11 protein-coding genes and 5 tRNA genes are annotated in these 14384 nt (G+C 75.2%); 7 read left to right on the top strand and 9 right to left on the bottom strand.

The window, feature by feature from the left end:
* Positions 1-22: 22 nt before the first annotated feature.
* Complete coding sequence (locus tag AB0I49_RS22865; RefSeq protein ID WP_363228873.1) at positions 23-559, top strand: DsbA family protein; 537 nt, start codon at positions 23-25, stop codon at positions 557-559.
* Positions 560-580: 21 nt separating this feature from the next.
* On the opposite strand, the gene AB0I49_RS22860 is transcribed toward AB0I49_RS22865, so the two are convergent.
* Genes AB0I49_RS22860 through AB0I49_RS22850 form a run of 3 tightly spaced genes read right to left on the bottom strand, consistent with a single transcriptional unit; the run spans position 581 to position 3371 of the window.
* A complete protein-coding gene (locus tag AB0I49_RS22860) occupies positions 581-1411 on the bottom strand; it encodes a GNAT family N-acetyltransferase (RefSeq protein ID WP_363228872.1) in 831 nt (276 codons plus the stop codon).
* A gap of 41 nt (positions 1412-1452) precedes the next feature.
* Positions 1453-2319 carry an aminodeoxychorismate lyase gene (locus AB0I49_RS22855; protein ID WP_363228935.1) on the bottom strand — a complete coding sequence of 289 codons (867 nt, stop codon included), beginning with the start codon at positions 2317-2319 and terminating at the stop codon, positions 1453-1455.
* Positions 2319-3371, bottom strand: coding sequence for a chorismate-binding protein (locus AB0I49_RS22850; RefSeq protein WP_363228871.1), 1053 nt, complete (start codon positions 3369-3371; stop codon positions 2319-2321). Before AB0I49_RS22850 ends, AB0I49_RS22855 begins: the two co-directional genes overlap by 1 nt.
* Before the next feature lie 153 nt (positions 3372-3524).
* Between AB0I49_RS22850 and AB0I49_RS22845 the strand changes: the two genes are divergently transcribed.
* From AB0I49_RS22845 to AB0I49_RS22825, 5 genes are all read left to right on the top strand, one after another.
* Positions 3525-3597, top strand: a tRNA-Gly gene (locus AB0I49_RS22845).
* Positions 3598-3630: 33 nt separating this feature from the next.
* A tRNA-Cys gene (locus AB0I49_RS22840) sits at positions 3631-3704 on the top strand.
* Position 3705: 1 nt separating this feature from the next.
* A tRNA-Val gene (locus tag AB0I49_RS22835) sits at positions 3706-3777 on the top strand.
* A 23-nt stretch (positions 3778-3800) separates the two neighbouring features.
* Positions 3801-3872: transfer RNA gene (locus tag AB0I49_RS22830), tRNA-Val, on the top strand.
* A gap of 29 nt (positions 3873-3901) precedes the next feature.
* Positions 3902-3973, top strand: a tRNA-Val gene (locus tag AB0I49_RS22825).
* A gap of 225 nt (positions 3974-4198) precedes the next feature.
* Here AB0I49_RS22825 and AB0I49_RS22820 read toward each other — a convergent pair.
* Positions 4199-4426 carry a hypothetical protein gene (locus AB0I49_RS22820; protein ID WP_363228870.1) on the bottom strand — a complete coding sequence of 76 codons (228 nt, stop codon included), beginning with the start codon at positions 4424-4426 and terminating at the stop codon, positions 4199-4201.
* Between the two features lie 187 nt (positions 4427-4613).
* Positions 4614-4871 (bottom strand): hypothetical protein, encoded by a 258-nt coding sequence (locus AB0I49_RS22815; protein ID WP_363228869.1) that lies wholly within the window; start codon positions 4869-4871, stop codon positions 4614-4616.
* Positions 4872-5099: 228 nt separating this feature from the next.
* On the opposite strand from AB0I49_RS22815, the gene AB0I49_RS22810 reads away from it, so the two are divergent.
* Complete coding sequence (locus AB0I49_RS22810) at positions 5100-6422, top strand: serine/threonine-protein kinase (RefSeq protein WP_363228868.1); 1323 nt, start codon at positions 5100-5102, stop codon at positions 6420-6422.
* Between the two features lie 27 nt (positions 6423-6449).
* Here the strand turns inward: AB0I49_RS22810 and AB0I49_RS22805 are convergent, their stop codons facing one another.
* The 4 genes from AB0I49_RS22805 to cbiE all read right to left on the bottom strand — a co-directional run bounded on the left by AB0I49_RS22805 (position 6450) and on the right by cbiE (position 14370).
* Positions 6450-7268, bottom strand: coding sequence for an RNA methyltransferase (locus AB0I49_RS22805; RefSeq protein WP_363228867.1), 819 nt, complete (start codon positions 7266-7268; stop codon positions 6450-6452).
* A 53-nt stretch (positions 7269-7321) separates the two neighbouring features.
* Positions 7322-8569: a uroporphyrinogen-III C-methyltransferase gene (gene cobA, locus AB0I49_RS22800; RefSeq protein WP_363228866.1), complete on the bottom strand. Its 1248-nt coding sequence runs from the start codon at positions 8567-8569 to the stop codon at positions 7322-7324.
* Between the two features lie 186 nt (positions 8570-8755).
* Entirely contained in the window at positions 8756-12883 is a 4128-nt protein-coding gene (gene cobT, locus AB0I49_RS22795) for a nicotinate-nucleotide--dimethylbenzimidazole phosphoribosyltransferase (protein WP_363228865.1), read from the bottom strand.
* 272 nt (positions 12884-13155) lie between these two features.
* Complete coding sequence (gene cbiE, locus AB0I49_RS22790; protein WP_363228864.1) at positions 13156-14370, bottom strand: precorrin-6y C5,15-methyltransferase (decarboxylating) subunit CbiE; 1215 nt, start codon at positions 14368-14370, stop codon at positions 13156-13158.
* Between the last annotated feature and the right edge of the window lie 14 nt (positions 14371-14384).

Raw genomic sequence — 14384 nt, 5'->3', positions numbered from 1 at the left:
CATCGGCTGGGAGACTGGCCTCATGAGCCACGCCACCCCCAGCAGCCCTGACAGCCCCGCCCGCCCCGTTCTCGATGTGTGGTGCGAGCTGCAGTGCCCCGACTGCCACCGGGCCCTCGACGACCTCCACGCGCTGCGCGCCCGCTACGGCGACCGGCTGGAGATCCGGCTGCGCCACTTCCCGCTGGAGAAGCACCAGCACGCCTACGAGGCCGCGCAGGCCGCCGAGGAGGCCGCCGGGCAGGGGCAGGGCTGGCCGTACGTGGAGGCCGTGCTCGCCAGGACCGAGGAGCTCGGCGCGAAGGGGCGGCCGGTTCTGCTGGACGCGGCCGCCGGGCTCGGCCTGGACGCCGAGGAGCTCGACACCGCGCTCGTCGACGGCCGGCACCTGCTGATCGTCGACGCCGACCAGGCCGAGGGCAAGGCCATCGGCGTGACGGGCACCCCGACCTATGTGATCGGCGGGGAGCGGCTCGACGGGGGCAAGAGCCAGGAGGGGCTGCGGGAGCGGATCGAGGAGATCGCCGACCGCCTGCTCGCCGACGGCGGCCGGGGCTGAGCCCGTGGGGCCCGCCCCCGGCTACAGCAGCGGCTTGTAGAAGTGGCTGTCGGTCGCCTCGTAGCCGAGTGACGCGTAGAGCCGCACCGCCGGGGTGTTGTCCGCGAACACGCTGAGCCCGATCCGGTCCGCCCCGGCCGCCAGGCACTCGCGCTCGGCCGCCAGCATCAGGGTGCGGCCGTGCCCGCGGCCGCGGTGGCCGGGATCGATCTCGATGTCGTAGACGAAGCCGCCGGGCCCCTTCGGGCCGCGCAGCCGCACCCACAGGGCGCCGACGTCCACGCCGTCGTGGACCAGGAAGCGCAGCGCCGTGTCGGCGCTCTCCGCGCCGTCCGGGAGCAGCGCGACGTGGTCGGCCGCGGACTTGGCCATGGCCTCCGCGCGGCCCAGCCCCCGCTCCGCGAGTTCCTGGACGTAGCCCTCCCTGGACGCCGCCTGCCAGGCCGGGAACTCGGCGGCCCCGATCGGGCGGACGGCGCTGCCCGCGGGCAGCTCGGGGACGGTGGTGAGCGCCTTGGTCATGCTGCGGCTGCGCTCGGTGTAGCCGAGCGCGGCGGCGAGCGAGAGGGCGGGCAGCGCGGCGGCCGGGACGCTCAGCTCCGCGCGGCCGCACCCCCAGCCGCGCAGCACCTCCTCCGCGGCGAGCGCGGCGACCGTGCCCCGGCCGCGGTGCCGGTCGGCCTCATCGATGCGGAGCCGCACGATCCGCCCCACACAGGCGCCGAAGCGTTCGTCCGTCGCCAGCTCGATCCCGCCCACGGGGCGGCTGTTGACGCAGACCTCGTACGGACGGGACCGCCCGCCGTGCTCGGTGCGCCCTTCTGCTGCGGTCGGCCGCAGGGTGGTGGTCACGTTGGTGTTGTACCCGCCCCCACGGCCGTACGTCACGGGGTTTACGGATTCGGCTCGGCCGTCGACCGCTCCTCGAAGACGCGCATCGCCTTCGCGGTCACCGGGCCCGGCGCGCCCGGCAGCAGCCGCTCGCCGGCGTCGCCGCCGATCCGGTTCACGGCCTGCACGTCGCGGAGGCTGGAGGTCAGGAAGACCTCGTCGGCACGGTCCAGCACGTCAAACGGAAGCTCGGTCTCCGTGGCGCCCGTCCACTCGATCGTCAGCGCGCGGGTGATGCCCGCGAGGCAGCCGGAGGCGAGGGGCGGGGTGTGCACTTCGCCGTCGAGGACGACGAAGACATTGGAACCGGTGCCCTCGCAGAGCGCGCCGACAGTGTTGGCGAACAGCGCCTCGGTCGCGTCGTGTTCGTGCGCGCGGGAGAGGGCGAGCACGTTCTCCGCGTACGAGGTGGTCTTGAGCCCCGCGAGGGCGCCGCGCTCGTTGCGGGTCCAGGGGACCGTGATGACGGCGGTGGTGTCGGGCCGCCGCTTGGCCGCGCCGAGGGCGACGACCAGGGTGGGGCCCGCGTCGCCGCGGTCGGAGCTGAGCGGGGAGAGCCCCCCGGTGTACGTGATCCGGAGCCGGCCGTGCTCCATCGGGTTGGCCGCCAGCACCGCCGCGCACGCCTCGCGCGCCTCGTCGAGGTCGGGTTCGGGCAGCCCGAGGCCGCGCGCGGAGACCGCCAGCCTGCGCAGATGGCGGTCGAGCGCGAAAGCGCCGCCGGCCGTGGCCTTGAGCGTCTCGAAGACGCCGTCGCCGGCGGTCAGCCCGTGGTCGAAGACCGAGACGCGCGCGCTGTCGGCGTCCCTCAGCGCCCCGTCGATCCAGATCCGGGATGTCGGGGCCGGTACCCCGCTGGACTGTCCTATCACCGTGGAATCCCTCCGGTCGCCTCGTCTGCTCCCGACGCTACCCCGAGCAGCCGGGCCGCCTTCAGTTCGGTCTCCTCCCACTCCCGCAGCGGATCGGAGCCCCAGGTGATGCCGGCGCCGGTGCCGAACCTCAGCACGGGTCCGCGGGCCGCCGTCCGGTCGATCCAGAAGGTCCGGATGCCGACGGCCAGCTCGGCCGTGCCCCGGTCGGCGTCCACCCAGCCGACGCCGCCGCAGTACGGGCCGCGCGGCGCGGTCTCCAGCTCCTCGATGATCCGCAGCGCGCTGGACTTGGGGGCGCCGGTGACCGAGCCGGGCGGGAAGGTCGCGCCGAGCAGGTCCGCCCAGGTCGAGTCGGGGCGCAGCTCGCCGCGGACCGTGGAGACGAGATGGACGAGACCGGGGTGCGGCTCGATCTCGCAGAGCCCCGGCACGGTCACCGAGCCGCTCGCGCAGACCCGGCCGAGGTCGTTGCGGACCAGGTCGACGATCATCACGTTCTCGGCGTGGTCCTTCTCCAGCAGGTCGGCGGCGGTCCGGCCGGTGCCCTTGATCGGCCCGGACTCGACGGTGCGGCCGGACCGGCGCACGTAGAGCTCGGGCGAGGCCGTCGCCACCTCCACGCCGTGCGCGGGCAGCCGGATCGTTCCGGCGTGCGGGGCGGGGTTGCCGCGGGCCAGCAGCGCGGTGAGCGCGTCCACGTCGGCCGCGTCCGGGTCCGGCAGCGGCGCCGTGAGAATTCGGCAGAGATTCGCCTGATAAACGTCGCCCGCCGCGATGTGTTCGCGTATGCGGCGTACGCCCGCGGTGTACGCGCCCCGGTCCAGGGAACTGGTCCAGTCCAAAGGCGCGGGACCGCGCCAGCGCCCCGGCGCGGGAACGGGCGCGGGGCGTACGTCCCCGAAGCGCGCGCACACCATTCCGCCCTCGAAATCGGCCGTCACCGCCCACCAGCCCGAGGAGTCCAGGGCCGCCGGGTCGCTGGTGACGTCGCGCAGGTCAAGGGCGAGAAGCCCGCCGAAACGGGCCATCGGGGAGAGGTGGGACACGCTTGCGAGTCTATGACCGGGGAAGGCGCGGGCCGCCTCGGGGGAAACGAACCCCGCGGCAAGCTGGGCAAACGGAATTTGAGCTGGCGCTGGAATCCGCTAGAGTTCAACACGTCGCCGGGACGCGCAAGCGCACCGGACACAACGACACCTGCGGACGTAGCTCAGTTGGTAGAGCACCACCTTGCCAAGGTGGATGTCGCGAGTTCGAGTCTCGTCGTCCGCTCGAAGTGGGGATCTTCCCGAACCCCGCACTCCGGGTGGAGTGGCCGAGAGGCGAGGCAACGGCCTGCAAAGCCGTCTACACGGGTTCAAATCCCGTCTCCACCTCCAAGGACGATTAGCTCAGCGGGAGAGCGCTTCCCTGACACGGAAGAGGTCACTGGTTCAATCCCAGTATCGTCCACCGGGACCCTCACAGGTCCCCCCGCGCGATTAGCTCAGCGGGAGAGCGCTTCCCTGACACGGAAGAGGTCACTGGTTCAATCCCAGTATCGCGCACGCGACAAGAGCGGCACCCGCGACACCGAGGACGATTAGCTCAGCGGGAGAGCGCTTCCCTGACACGGAAGAGGTCACTGGTTCAATCCCAGTATCGTCCACACAGCACAGCGGCCGGACCCCGGGAACGGGTCCGGCCGCTGTCGTATGTCCATGCCATCCTCCGCCCACGCGCCCGCCCGTACGCGGGCGAATCGGTCCGGAACGCGCGATGGCCGGGTACCTCCCCAGGTACCCGGCCACTCGTGCCGTCCGCCGCACCCCCGTCCCCACGGGGTTTAGGCCGGTTTCCCCGGTCCGGGCCGCTCTCCCGGACCTCGGGGCGCTCAGCGCCCCAGTGTTCCGGCCACGGACGACGCTTGGGTGACGACGGCGTCCCAGCCGCCGAAGGCCACGGCCAGGAGAACCGCCAGCGGCAGGACCATCGCCGCCGCGATCAGCGGATGGCGCGTCCGCCCGGACTGCCGGCCGCCGAGGGCGCCCAGGGCGCCGAAGGCGTCGACGGCCCGGCGCCCACGGGCCCGGATCATCGTGCGTCCTGCGGTGTCCGCCATCGTCCTTCTCCTGTCGTTTCCGGAGCGGCGGGCGTCTGACCTCGGGGGACGAGTGCTACGCCCGCCGCTTGACCTCAACATTAGGTGCGCCGCGCACCCCCGGCGTCATGCCCTCGTATCGATTGGCGGGCCTCCCGGAGGATGACGGCGGACCGGACCGGCTACTCCCCTGGGTGGAGAACGGCCGTCACGTCTTGGGGTCTTCCCGGAGGGGTCCCTCCGTGTCGTCGACCCGCGGCACCGGGTGCTCGACCAGGGCCAGCACCCGGGTGGCCATGAAGCGCGCGGTCCGCACCACCGAGCCGCTGCGGGTGACTTCACTCACTTCCACCACTCCGCGGCGCACCGCCGTCTCGACCCTGCGCCCCGCCCTGCTCGCCACCATGTCGTACGTCCGCGTCGTGTCCCCGGCGTCCACCACTATCTCCACACGGTCACCCTTCACCGGCCCAATCCCCCTTCTGAGCACTGCCTTTGGGACCCGCGCCCCGATGCGGGAACCGCGGTCCCGTGGTCTGCGTCCACCCTCCAAGGGTCCCACTCGGCACTGACAATCCGGTTGACGACGCATGCGCGGCCTATCAGCGCGCCGGGCCGTCAATCCGTAAGCTGTGCCTCGTCAGGACGGATGGGCAGCGGAGTGGGGCCTCCCCACCGGAGGTAGGGGACGGACATGGCGATGATGCGGCTCCGGCGCGAGGACCCGCGTGTCGTCGGCTCGTTCCGGCTGCACCGGCGGCTCGGCGCGGGCGGGATGGGCGTGGTCTACCTCGGCTCCGACCGGCGCGGGCAGCGGGTGGCGCTCAAGGTGATCCGGCCGGACCTGGCGGAGGATCAGGAGTTCCGCTCCCGGTTCGCCCGCGAGGTGTCGGCGGCGCGGCGCATCCGCGGCGGCTGTACGGCGCGGCTGGTGGCCGCCGATCTCGACGCGGACCGGCCGTGGTTCGCCACCCAGTACGTGCCCGGACCCTCCCTGCACGACAAGGTGAACGAGGAGGGGCCGCTGTCGGCCGCTCAGGTCGCCGCCGTCGGGGCGGCGTTGTCCGAGGGCCTGCTGGCCGTGCACGACGCGGGCGTCGTGCACCGCGACCTCAAGCCGTCGAACATCCTGCTCTCCCCCAAGGGCCCCCGGATCATCGACTTCGGCATCGCCTGGGCCACCGGGGCGAGCACCCTGACGCACGTCGGGACGGCCGTGGGCTCGCCCGGCTTCCTCGCGCCCGAGCAGGTGCGCGGCGCGGCGGTGACGCCGGCCACCGACGTCTTCGCGCTGGGCGCGACCCTCGCGTACGCCTCCACGGCCGACTCCCCGTTCGGGCACGGCAGTTCGGAGGTCATGCTCTACCGCGTCGTGCACGAGGAGCCCCAACTCATGGGCGTGCCGGACGCGCTGGCGCCGCTGCTCCACGCGTGCCTGGCGAAGGACCCCGAGGAGCGGCCGAGCACGCTCCAGCTGTCGCTGCGGCTCAAGGAGATCGCGGCGCGGGAGGCGCACGGCATCGCGGAGGGCCGCCCGCCCGCCCAGCGCCGGGAGCCGGAGCGCCCCACGGGCCGCCGGGCCGAGGAGTACGCGGAGCAGCACACCGAGCGGCGACCGGGCGGCACCCCCGCGCCGCGCCCGCAGCAGTCCGGCGCCGCGGAGAGCGTACGGGCGTCCGCGCCGCGTACGGGCGGCGGCGGGCGGACGACCAACGGCGGACGCACCGGCGGCGGGCGGACGACGAACGGCGGGCGCACGGGCAGCGGGCGCACCGCCGGCACCGGGCGCGGAACGGCCGGGCGGAGCGGTTCGCGTCCCCCGGCCCGTACGACCGGCACGGGACGGCGCTCGCCCGGACCGGACCGCCGGCTGCTGCGGCAGCGGCTGATCGTCTTCGTGGTCGTCACGCTGCTGGTGGCGCTGGGCATCGCGGCGGCGCAGGGCTGCCAGGGGCCCGCGCACAGCATGGGTGAACTCCACCGGGCGCCGGTGGAGTCGGCCGAGCCAGGGATCTGAGGGGCCGGGGCCCCGGGGGCCGCCGGGTCAGTCCTGGGGGCGTCCGGAGGCCACCGCGTAGAACGCGACGGCCGCCGCCGCGCCGACGTTCAGCGAGTCGACGCCGTGCGCCATGGGGATGCGCACCCATTCGTCGGCGGCCATCAGGGCCCGCGCGGACAGGCCGTCGCCCTCCGCGCCCAGCATGAGGGCCGCGCGCTCCAGGCGGTGCGGGGCGGCCTCGTCGATGGCGGTGGCCTTCTCGTCCGGGGTGAGCGCCAGCAGCTTGAAGCCCGCGTCGCGGACCGTCTCCAGGTCGCGCGGCCAGGTCTCCAGGCGCGCGTACGGCACCGAGAAGACCGCGCCCATCGACACCTTCACCGACCGGCGGTAGAGCGGATCGGCGCAGTCCGGGGAGAGCAGGACGGCGTCCATGCCGAGGGCGGCGGCACTCCGAAAAATTGCGCCGATATTTGTATGGTCATTGACGGATTCCATGACCACGATCCGCCGTGCGCCGCCCAGCAGTTCGGCCGCGGTCGGCAGCGGCTTGCGCTGCATGGAGGCGAGGGCGCCCCGGTGCACGTGGTAGCCGGTCACCCGCTCGGCGAGCTCGGGGGCCACCGCGTAGACGGGGGCCGGCACCTCGTCGATGACATCGCGCATGACGTCGACCCACTTGGCCGAGAGCAGCATCGAGCGCATCTCGTAACCGGCGTGCCCGGCCCGTCTGATGACCTTCTCGCCCTCGGCGATGAACAGCCCCTCGGCGGGCTCGCGCCTGCGGCGCAGTTCCACGTCGGTGAGTCCGGTGTAGTCGCGCAGGCGGGGGTCGTCGGGGTCGTCGACGGTGATGAGATCGGCCACAGGGTGATACTGCCTTGTCGTGGTTGCGGTGCCAATGTGCGGGACGAGAACGGTTACCGGCCGGTACCGGAGCCGATGGCCACCACGTCGCCGATGACGATGACCGCCGGCGGCCGTACGCCCTCGGCCCTGACCCTCTCCCCCAGCGTCCCCAGCGTCGCGTCCACCCGGCGCTGGGCCGCGGTCGTGCCCTCCTGGACGACGGCGACGGGGGTGTCCGCGGCCCGGCCGTCGCGGACGAGGGCCGCGGCGATGGCGCCGCTGTTCTCGACGCCCATGAGGACCACGAGGGTGCCGCGCAGCTTGGCGAGGGCGGCCCAGTCGACCGTGGACCGGTCGTCGTCGGGCGCGACATGGCCGCTGACGACCGTGAACTCCTGGGCGACGCCGCGGTGCGTCACCGGGATGCCGACGGCGCCGGGCACGCTGATGGAGCTGGAGATGCCGGGCACGACGGTGCACGGTATCCCGTGCTCCGCGAGCGCCGCGGCCTCCTCCATGCCGCGGCCGAAGACGAAGGGGTCGCCGCCCTTGAGGCGGACGACGGCCTTGCCGGCCTTGGCGTGCTCGATGAGGGCGTCGTTGATGGCCTCCTGGGCCATGGACCGGCCGTACGGGATCTTGGCGGCGTCGATCACCTCGACGTGCGGCGGCAGTTCGTCGAGCAGATCGCGCGGGCCGAGCCGGTCCGCGATGACGACGTCGGCCTCGGCCAGCAGCCGCCGCCCGCGCACGGTGATCAGATCCGGGTCGCCGGGACCGCCGCCGACGAGGGCGACCCCGGTCGTACGGGCGCGGTGGTGCGGCGCGGGCAGCGTGCCGTCCCGCAGCCCCTCGATGATCGCGTCCCGCACGGCGGCGGAGCGACGCGGGTCACGGCCGGTGAGCACCGCGACGGTCACGCCCTCGCTGCGCCCGGTGGCCGGCGTCCACGCCGACGCGGCCTCGGCGTCGTCGCTGCGCACGCACCACACCCGGCGCGCCTCGGCCTCCGCCGACGCGGCGGCGTTGACCTCGGGGTCGTCGGTGCTGATGAGCGCGTACCAGGCGTCGGCGAAGTCCCCGTCGCGGTACCCGCGGCGCTCCCAGCGCAGCTCGCCCGCCTCCGCCATGGCCTCCACGGAGGGGGTGGCCGACGGCGATACGAGCAGGACGTCCGCGCCGGCCGCGATCAGCGCGGGCAGCCGGCGCTGGGCGACCTGCCCGGCGCCGAGCACGACGACGCGGCGTCCGGCGAGGCGCAGACCGACGGGGTAGGCGGCGCTCGTGGCGTGCCCTGCGTTGTCGACGGGTTCGGACATGGTGCTCGCGGCTCCTAGGTACGGCGACGGGGCGCCGCTTCGGCGGTGGAGCGGCAGGTCAACGGGGGGACGGGCCCCGGCGCACACTTTACGGTGCGGCGCCGGGACCCACGGCTGCCGCGGGAACGGCACAACCCCCGGCGCCGTCCCGCGGTCGGCGCCGGGCGGGCCCGTGCCCGCCCGCTCTCACGCCTTCTCGGTGACCCCGGCGGCGTCGAACGTGGCGACTTCGTGCATGGCCCGCGCGGCGCTCTGCACCACGGGCAGCGCCAGCAGCGCCCCCGTGCCCTCGCCGAGCCGCAGGTCGAGGTCGACCAGCGGGCGCAGGCCCAGCTTCGTCAGCGCCGCCACGTGGCCGGGCTCCGCGCTCCGGTGCCCCGCGATGCAGGCGGCCAGCGCCTCGGGGGCGATGGCCCGCGCCACCAGGGCGGCGGCGCCGGCGCTCACGCCGTCCAGGATCACGGGCGTGCGCAGCGAGGCGCCGCCCAGCAGCAGCCCGACCAGGGCCGCGTGCTCCAGCCCGCCGACGGCGGCCAGGACGCCCACCGGGTCGGCCGGGTCCGGCTGGTGCAGCTCCAGGGCCCGCCGTACGACGTCCACCTTGCGCGCGTGCATCTCGTCGTTGATGCCGGTGCCGCGGCCGGTGATCTCGGCCGGGTCGATGCCGGTGTACACGGAGACGAGCGCGGCGGACACGGTGGTGTTCGCGATGCCCATCTCACCGGTCAACAGCGCCTTGTTGCCTGCGGCGACCAGGTCGCGGGCGGTCTCGATGCCGACCTCGATGGCGCGCAGCGCCTCCTCGCGGGACATGGCGGGGCCGGCCGTGAAGTCGGCGGTCCCGGCCCGTACCTTGCGCGGCAGCAGCCCCGGCGTGCTCGGCAGGTCGCCGGCGACGCCCACGTCGACCACGCACACCTCGGCGCCGACCTGGTTGGCGAAGGCGTTGCAGACGGCGCCGCCGCCGAGGAAGTTGGCGACCATCTGCGTGGTCACCTCCTGCGGCCAGGCCGTGACGCCCTGGGCGTGCACCCCGTGGTCGCCGGCGAAGACCGCGACGGCCGCGGGCTCCGGGATCGGCGGCGGGCACTGCCGGGAGAGCCCGCTGAGCTGCGCGGAGATGATCTCCAGCATGCCGAGCGCGCCGGCTGGCTTCGTCATCCGCTTCTGCCGCTCCCACGCCTCGCCGAGCGCCTTGGCGTCCAGCGGCCGGATGCCCTGGAGGGTCTCGGCGAGCAGGTCGTGCGGCTCCTCGCCGGGCAGGGCGCGCCGCCCGTACGTCTCCTCGTGCACGACCCAGGACAGCGGGCGGCGCTTGGACCAGCCCGCCTGCATCAGCTCCGGGTCCTCCGGGAACTCGTCGACGTACCCGACGCACAGGTAGGCGACGACCTCCAGGTGCTCGGGGAGGCCGAGTTCGCGGACCATCTCGCGCTCGTCGAAGAAGCTGACCCAGCCGACGCCGAGGCCCTCGGCGCGCGCGGCGAGCCACAGGTTCTCGACGGCGAGCGCGGAGGAGTACGGGGCCATCTGCGGCTGGGTGTGCCGGCCGAGGGTGTGCCGGCCGCCGCGGGTCGGGTCGGCGGTGACGACGATGTTGACCGGGGTGTCGAGGATCGCCTCGATCTTCAGTTCCTTGAACTGCTTGGCGCGCGCCTTCGGCAGCGACTTCGCGTACGCCTCGCGCTGGCGCGCGGCCAGGTCGTGCATCGTGCGGCGGGTCTCCGCGGAGCGGATGACGACGAAGTCCCAGGGCTGCGAGTGCCCGACGCTCGGCGCGGTGTGCGCGGCCTCCAGGACGCGCAGCAGCACGTCGTGCGGGACGGGGTCGGTGCGGAAGCCGTTGCGGATGTCGCGGCGCTCGCGCATCACGCGGTGGACGGCGGCGCGCTCGGCGTCGTCGTAGCCGGGGGCCGGTTCCGCGGCTTCCGCGGCCTCTGCGGGCGCCGTGGTCTCGGCAGCCGCCTCCGCGACGGGCGCGGGCTGCTCGGAGGGGGCTTCGCCCTGCGGTGCGGCCGACTCGGCTGCCGCGTCGGCGACTATCGAGTGCCCCGGCGCGACCGGGGCCGGGCCGGGCTCGGCTTCCTCGGACACGACCGCTTCGGACACGACCGCTTCGGACACGACCGCTTCGGACACGACAGCCTCGGACACGACTGCTTCGGCCGCCGCCGCTTCGGTCGCCGCTTCTTCGGAGAGGTGGGCGATGCCGTCGCTGCCGACGGCGACGGGCGCGGCCGCGCCCTCGCGGGCCTCGGGCCGCGCTTCTGCCTCCGCCGGGCTCTCGGCTTCGGCGGCCTCGGCGGCCGGCTGCTCAGCCGCGGCGACGGGGGCGGCGGCCGGTTCCGTGGCCGGATCGCCGGTCTCGGCGGCGACGGCTGCCGGCTCGGTGGGGGCTTCCTCGGACGGGCCCTCGCCATCGCCTTCGACGGGTGCGGCCTCGGGCTGCGGTCCGGCGGCGACCGGCTCGGCGGCAGCCGCGCTCTCCCCGTCGCCGGCCTCGGCCGCCTCGGCCGCCGGGTGCTCGGCCGTGGTCGAGGCAACGCCTTCGGGCTCGGGCTCGCCTGCGGGCTGCGCCCCGGCGACGGCCACGGCCTCGGATACGGGCTCGGACGCGGCTTCCTTCACAGTCTCGGCCTCGGGCTGCGCCTCAGCGGCAGCCTCGGGCGCGGGTGCGGCGGCCGGTTCGGCAACGGCCGCGGTCTCGGATGCGGGCTCGGGCTCGGCTACGTTCGCAGCCTCTGCCTCCGGCTGCGGCGCGGCAGCCGGTTCGGCGGCGGGCGCGTCCCCGGACTCGGGCACGCCTGCGGGCTGCGCCTCGGCAGACGCCACGGCAACGGCCACAGCCTCGGCCTCGGGCTGCGGCTGCGCCTCAGCGGCGGCTGTCGGCTCGGCGACGACCGCGGCCTCAGGCCCCGCCTCGTTCACAGCCCCGGCCTCCGGCTGCGCCTCGGCGACAGGCTCGTCCCCGGACTCGGGCTCGGACTCGGACTCGGGCTCGGACTCGGGCTCAGCCTCGGCGGCCGTCTCCGCGACGGCCACAGCCTCGGCCTCGGGCTCGGCTTCTTCCGCAGCCTCGGCCTCGGGCTGCGCCTCAGCGGCGACCGTCTGTTCGGCGACGACCACGGCCTCGGGCCCGGCCTCGTTCGCAGTCCCCGCTTCCGGCTGCGCCTCGGCGACGGCCGTCGGTTCGGCAACGGCCGCGCCCTCAGGCCCGGCCTCGTTCACGGCTCCGGTCTCGGGCTGCGCCTCGGCGGCGGCCGCAGGCTCCGCGGCAGGGGGTACGGGCGCGGCTTCGGCCGTGCCCTCGGGCTGTGCCTCTCCCCCGGCCACGGCCTCCGGCGCACCGGCCGGCTGCTCGGCGCTCTCCGGCTCCGCGGGGGCCTCAGCGGCGGCGGGAGCCTCCGGTTCGGCCTGAGCCTCGGCCCCGGCCTCAGTCACGACAGCCTCGGGCGCGCTCTCAGCGGCAGCCGCGACCTCCCCGGCCTCCGGCTCAGCGGCCTCCGGCTCGGCGCTCTCCGCAGGCGCGGGCGTCTCGGCAGTGGCCACGGCCTCCGCGGTTGCCACGGCCTCCGGCTGCGCCGGCGCCTCCGGCTCGGCCGCCGCGGCGGGTACGGCCGTGGGGGCGGCGTCGGGGGCGGGCGCGGCCGTCTGCTGCGGCTGCGCGTCCCACGCCTCCGCCTGCGGCGGGACCTCGCCCAGCTGCGGCCCCGCGAGCGCAGCGGTGTCGTCGCGCGGCACGTCGAGGTATTCGGGGCCCGCGGTCGGCGGGCCGGCGTGCTGCACGGGCGGCGCGCTCTGCTGGACGCCCGTGGCGGGGCCGCGGTCGGCGAGGGAGCGTACGACGCCGCCGGAGGTGTCCGGCACGGGCGGGCCCATGTGCAGCGGGCGGCGCGGCGCGGCGGGCGGGGCGGCAGCGGCCGGAGCGGCGGGGCGCTGCTCGCGCACGCCTGGGACCTGGACGGACCCGGTGTCGCGTCCGCCCGTCTCGTGCGTGGTGCCGCGCGGCGCGGCGGCGCCGGTCGGGGGCTGCTCCATCCAGGCGCCCTGCGCGCCCGGCATCAGCAGCAGGTCGTCCTCGTCCATGCCGCCGTCGAGGCTGCCGTCCAGGTCGTCCACGGCGCCGTCGACGTCCCGGTCGGCGAGGAACGCGTACGTGGACGGGCCCTGGGCCGGGCGGCCCGGCCGCTCGGCGCGGTGGGCGCCGGCGGCGGCGGGGGCCGGGGCGGCGGCGTCAGCGGGGAGCGGCTGTCCGGGCTGTGCGCCTGCGTTCCCCGGCTGTCCCTCGCCCGGGATCTGGCCGGTGTCGGTCATGCGTACCCCTCGCCCATCGGTAGTGCTCCTTCGAACCGCTCCCGCCCTCGAGACAAGAACGAGCGTCCGTGTCTCGCGGCACGTTGCACGCGGTATGCCGCCCGTACCACCCTGCCTCGTGCGCCACCAAGCCGGTGGTGCTTTCCGGACATTGGCGACTGGGAGTCGAATGCCGGGCGGCGGTACAACAGTCGGCCAGCCTACCCTTTGCCGTGCTCGGCGAGGTCATGGGTGGGACCGGAACCGGCCGCGTGAGCTGGGCGGGGGCGGGTTCACGGATGGGCGCGGTGGCCGCTCAGCAGGAAGGCCACGGCCCGTTCGCGCTCGGCCCACACGCGGGTGTCCAGCTCCATCGCCTGGAGCAGTACGCACTCCACTCCGTACCCCGCGGCCGCGAGCACCCGGCCCACGGCCTCGGCCTCGTCGCGGGTCGAGGCGTGCGTCACGATCCGCTCGGGCCGGCGGGCCGCGCACGCCTCGACGACGACCGCGCCGCCGCCTCCGACGCGGATCACGTCGGGTTCGGGGAGGTCTTCGAGGATCTGGGGGGCGGCGCCGTGGACGATGTCGAGCTGTACGCCGAAGCGGCGGGCGACGGCGGCGGCGCGGCCGCATGCCTCCGCGTCGCGGTCCACGGCGATGACGGCCGCGCCGAACCGGGCGGCCTCGACGGCCGCCGCGCCGCTGCCCGAGCCGATGTCCCAGACGAGGTCGCCCACGCGCGGCCCGAGGCGGGCCAGTTGCGCCGCGCGCAGCTCCATGGACTCGCCCTCGCCCAGCACGGTCCCGTACGCGCCGGAGGGCAGCGCCCAGCCCCGTACGGGCGGCGGGTAGCCGGGGTCGCGGCCCGCGAGCCAGCCGCTGCCCTGGGCGGCGGCGGTGCCCGCGCCGCCGATGACGATGACGACGTTGGGGTCGCGCCAGGCGTGGTCGACTACCTTGTCGGAGGTGAGCACGGTGACCTGTTCGCGCGCGGTGCCCAGTTCCTCGCAGATGACGAACGTACGGTGCACCGGGCCGAGCAGGAGGGCCAGCTCGGCGGGGCCGGCGCCCGGCGAGGTGAGGACGGCGACCTTGGTGTGCGCCCGGCAGACGTTGACGGCGCGGCGCAGGTCGCGGCTGTGGGCGACGACGACCTGGGCGTCGTCCCAGGGCATGCCGGCTCTGGCGAAGGCGGCGGCGACGGCGGAGACCGCCGGGACCACCTCGACCTCGAGTCCGTGCTCGGGGGCGCGCAGGGTGCGTACGACGCCGAAGAAGCCGGGGTCGCCGTCGGCGAGGACGACGGCGGTGCCGCGGTGCTGCGCGATGCGCCGGGCGGCGAGGTCCAGGCTGCCGAGCCTGATCCGTTCGGCGGCGGGCGGTACTTCGGGCAGTGCCAGGTGGTGGGCGGCGCCGGCCACGAGGGTGGCCGCTTCCATGGCGGAACGGGCGGCGTCCGTGAGCGGGGAGCCGTCCCAGCCGATCACCGTGACCCGGTCGGCCATCGTCGTCAGTCTCC

Origin of the sequence: Streptomyces sp. NPDC050617, from assembly GCF_040654795.1 — a bacterium.
Classification (GTDB): domain Bacteria; phylum Actinomycetota; class Actinomycetes; order Streptomycetales; family Streptomycetaceae; genus Streptomyces.
This window is presented reverse-complemented; position numbering and strand designations above follow the sequence as displayed.

Bases quoted from the DNA above. Each gene is read 5' to 3' on its own strand.
- AB0I49_RS22810 (WP_363228868.1), top strand. From the start codon at position 5,100: ATGGCGATGATGCGGCTCCGGCGCGAGGACCCGCGTGTCGTCGGCTCG.
- cobA (WP_363228866.1), bottom strand. From the start codon at position 8,569: ATGTCCGAACCCGTCGACAACGCAGGGCACGCCACGAGCGCCGCCTAC.
- AB0I49_RS22865 (WP_363228873.1), top strand. From the start codon at position 23: ATGAGCCACGCCACCCCCAGCAGCCCTGACAGCCCCGCCCGCCCCGTT.
- AB0I49_RS22820 (WP_363228870.1), bottom strand. From the start codon at position 4,426: ATGGCGGACACCGCAGGACGCACGATGATCCGGGCCCGTGGGCGCCGG.
- cbiE (WP_363228864.1), bottom strand. From the start codon at position 14,370: ATGGCCGACCGGGTCACGGTGATCGGCTGGGACGGCTCCCCGCTCACG.
- cobT (WP_363228865.1), bottom strand. From the start codon at position 12,883: ATGACCGACACCGGCCAGATCCCGGGCGAGGGACAGCCGGGGAACGCA.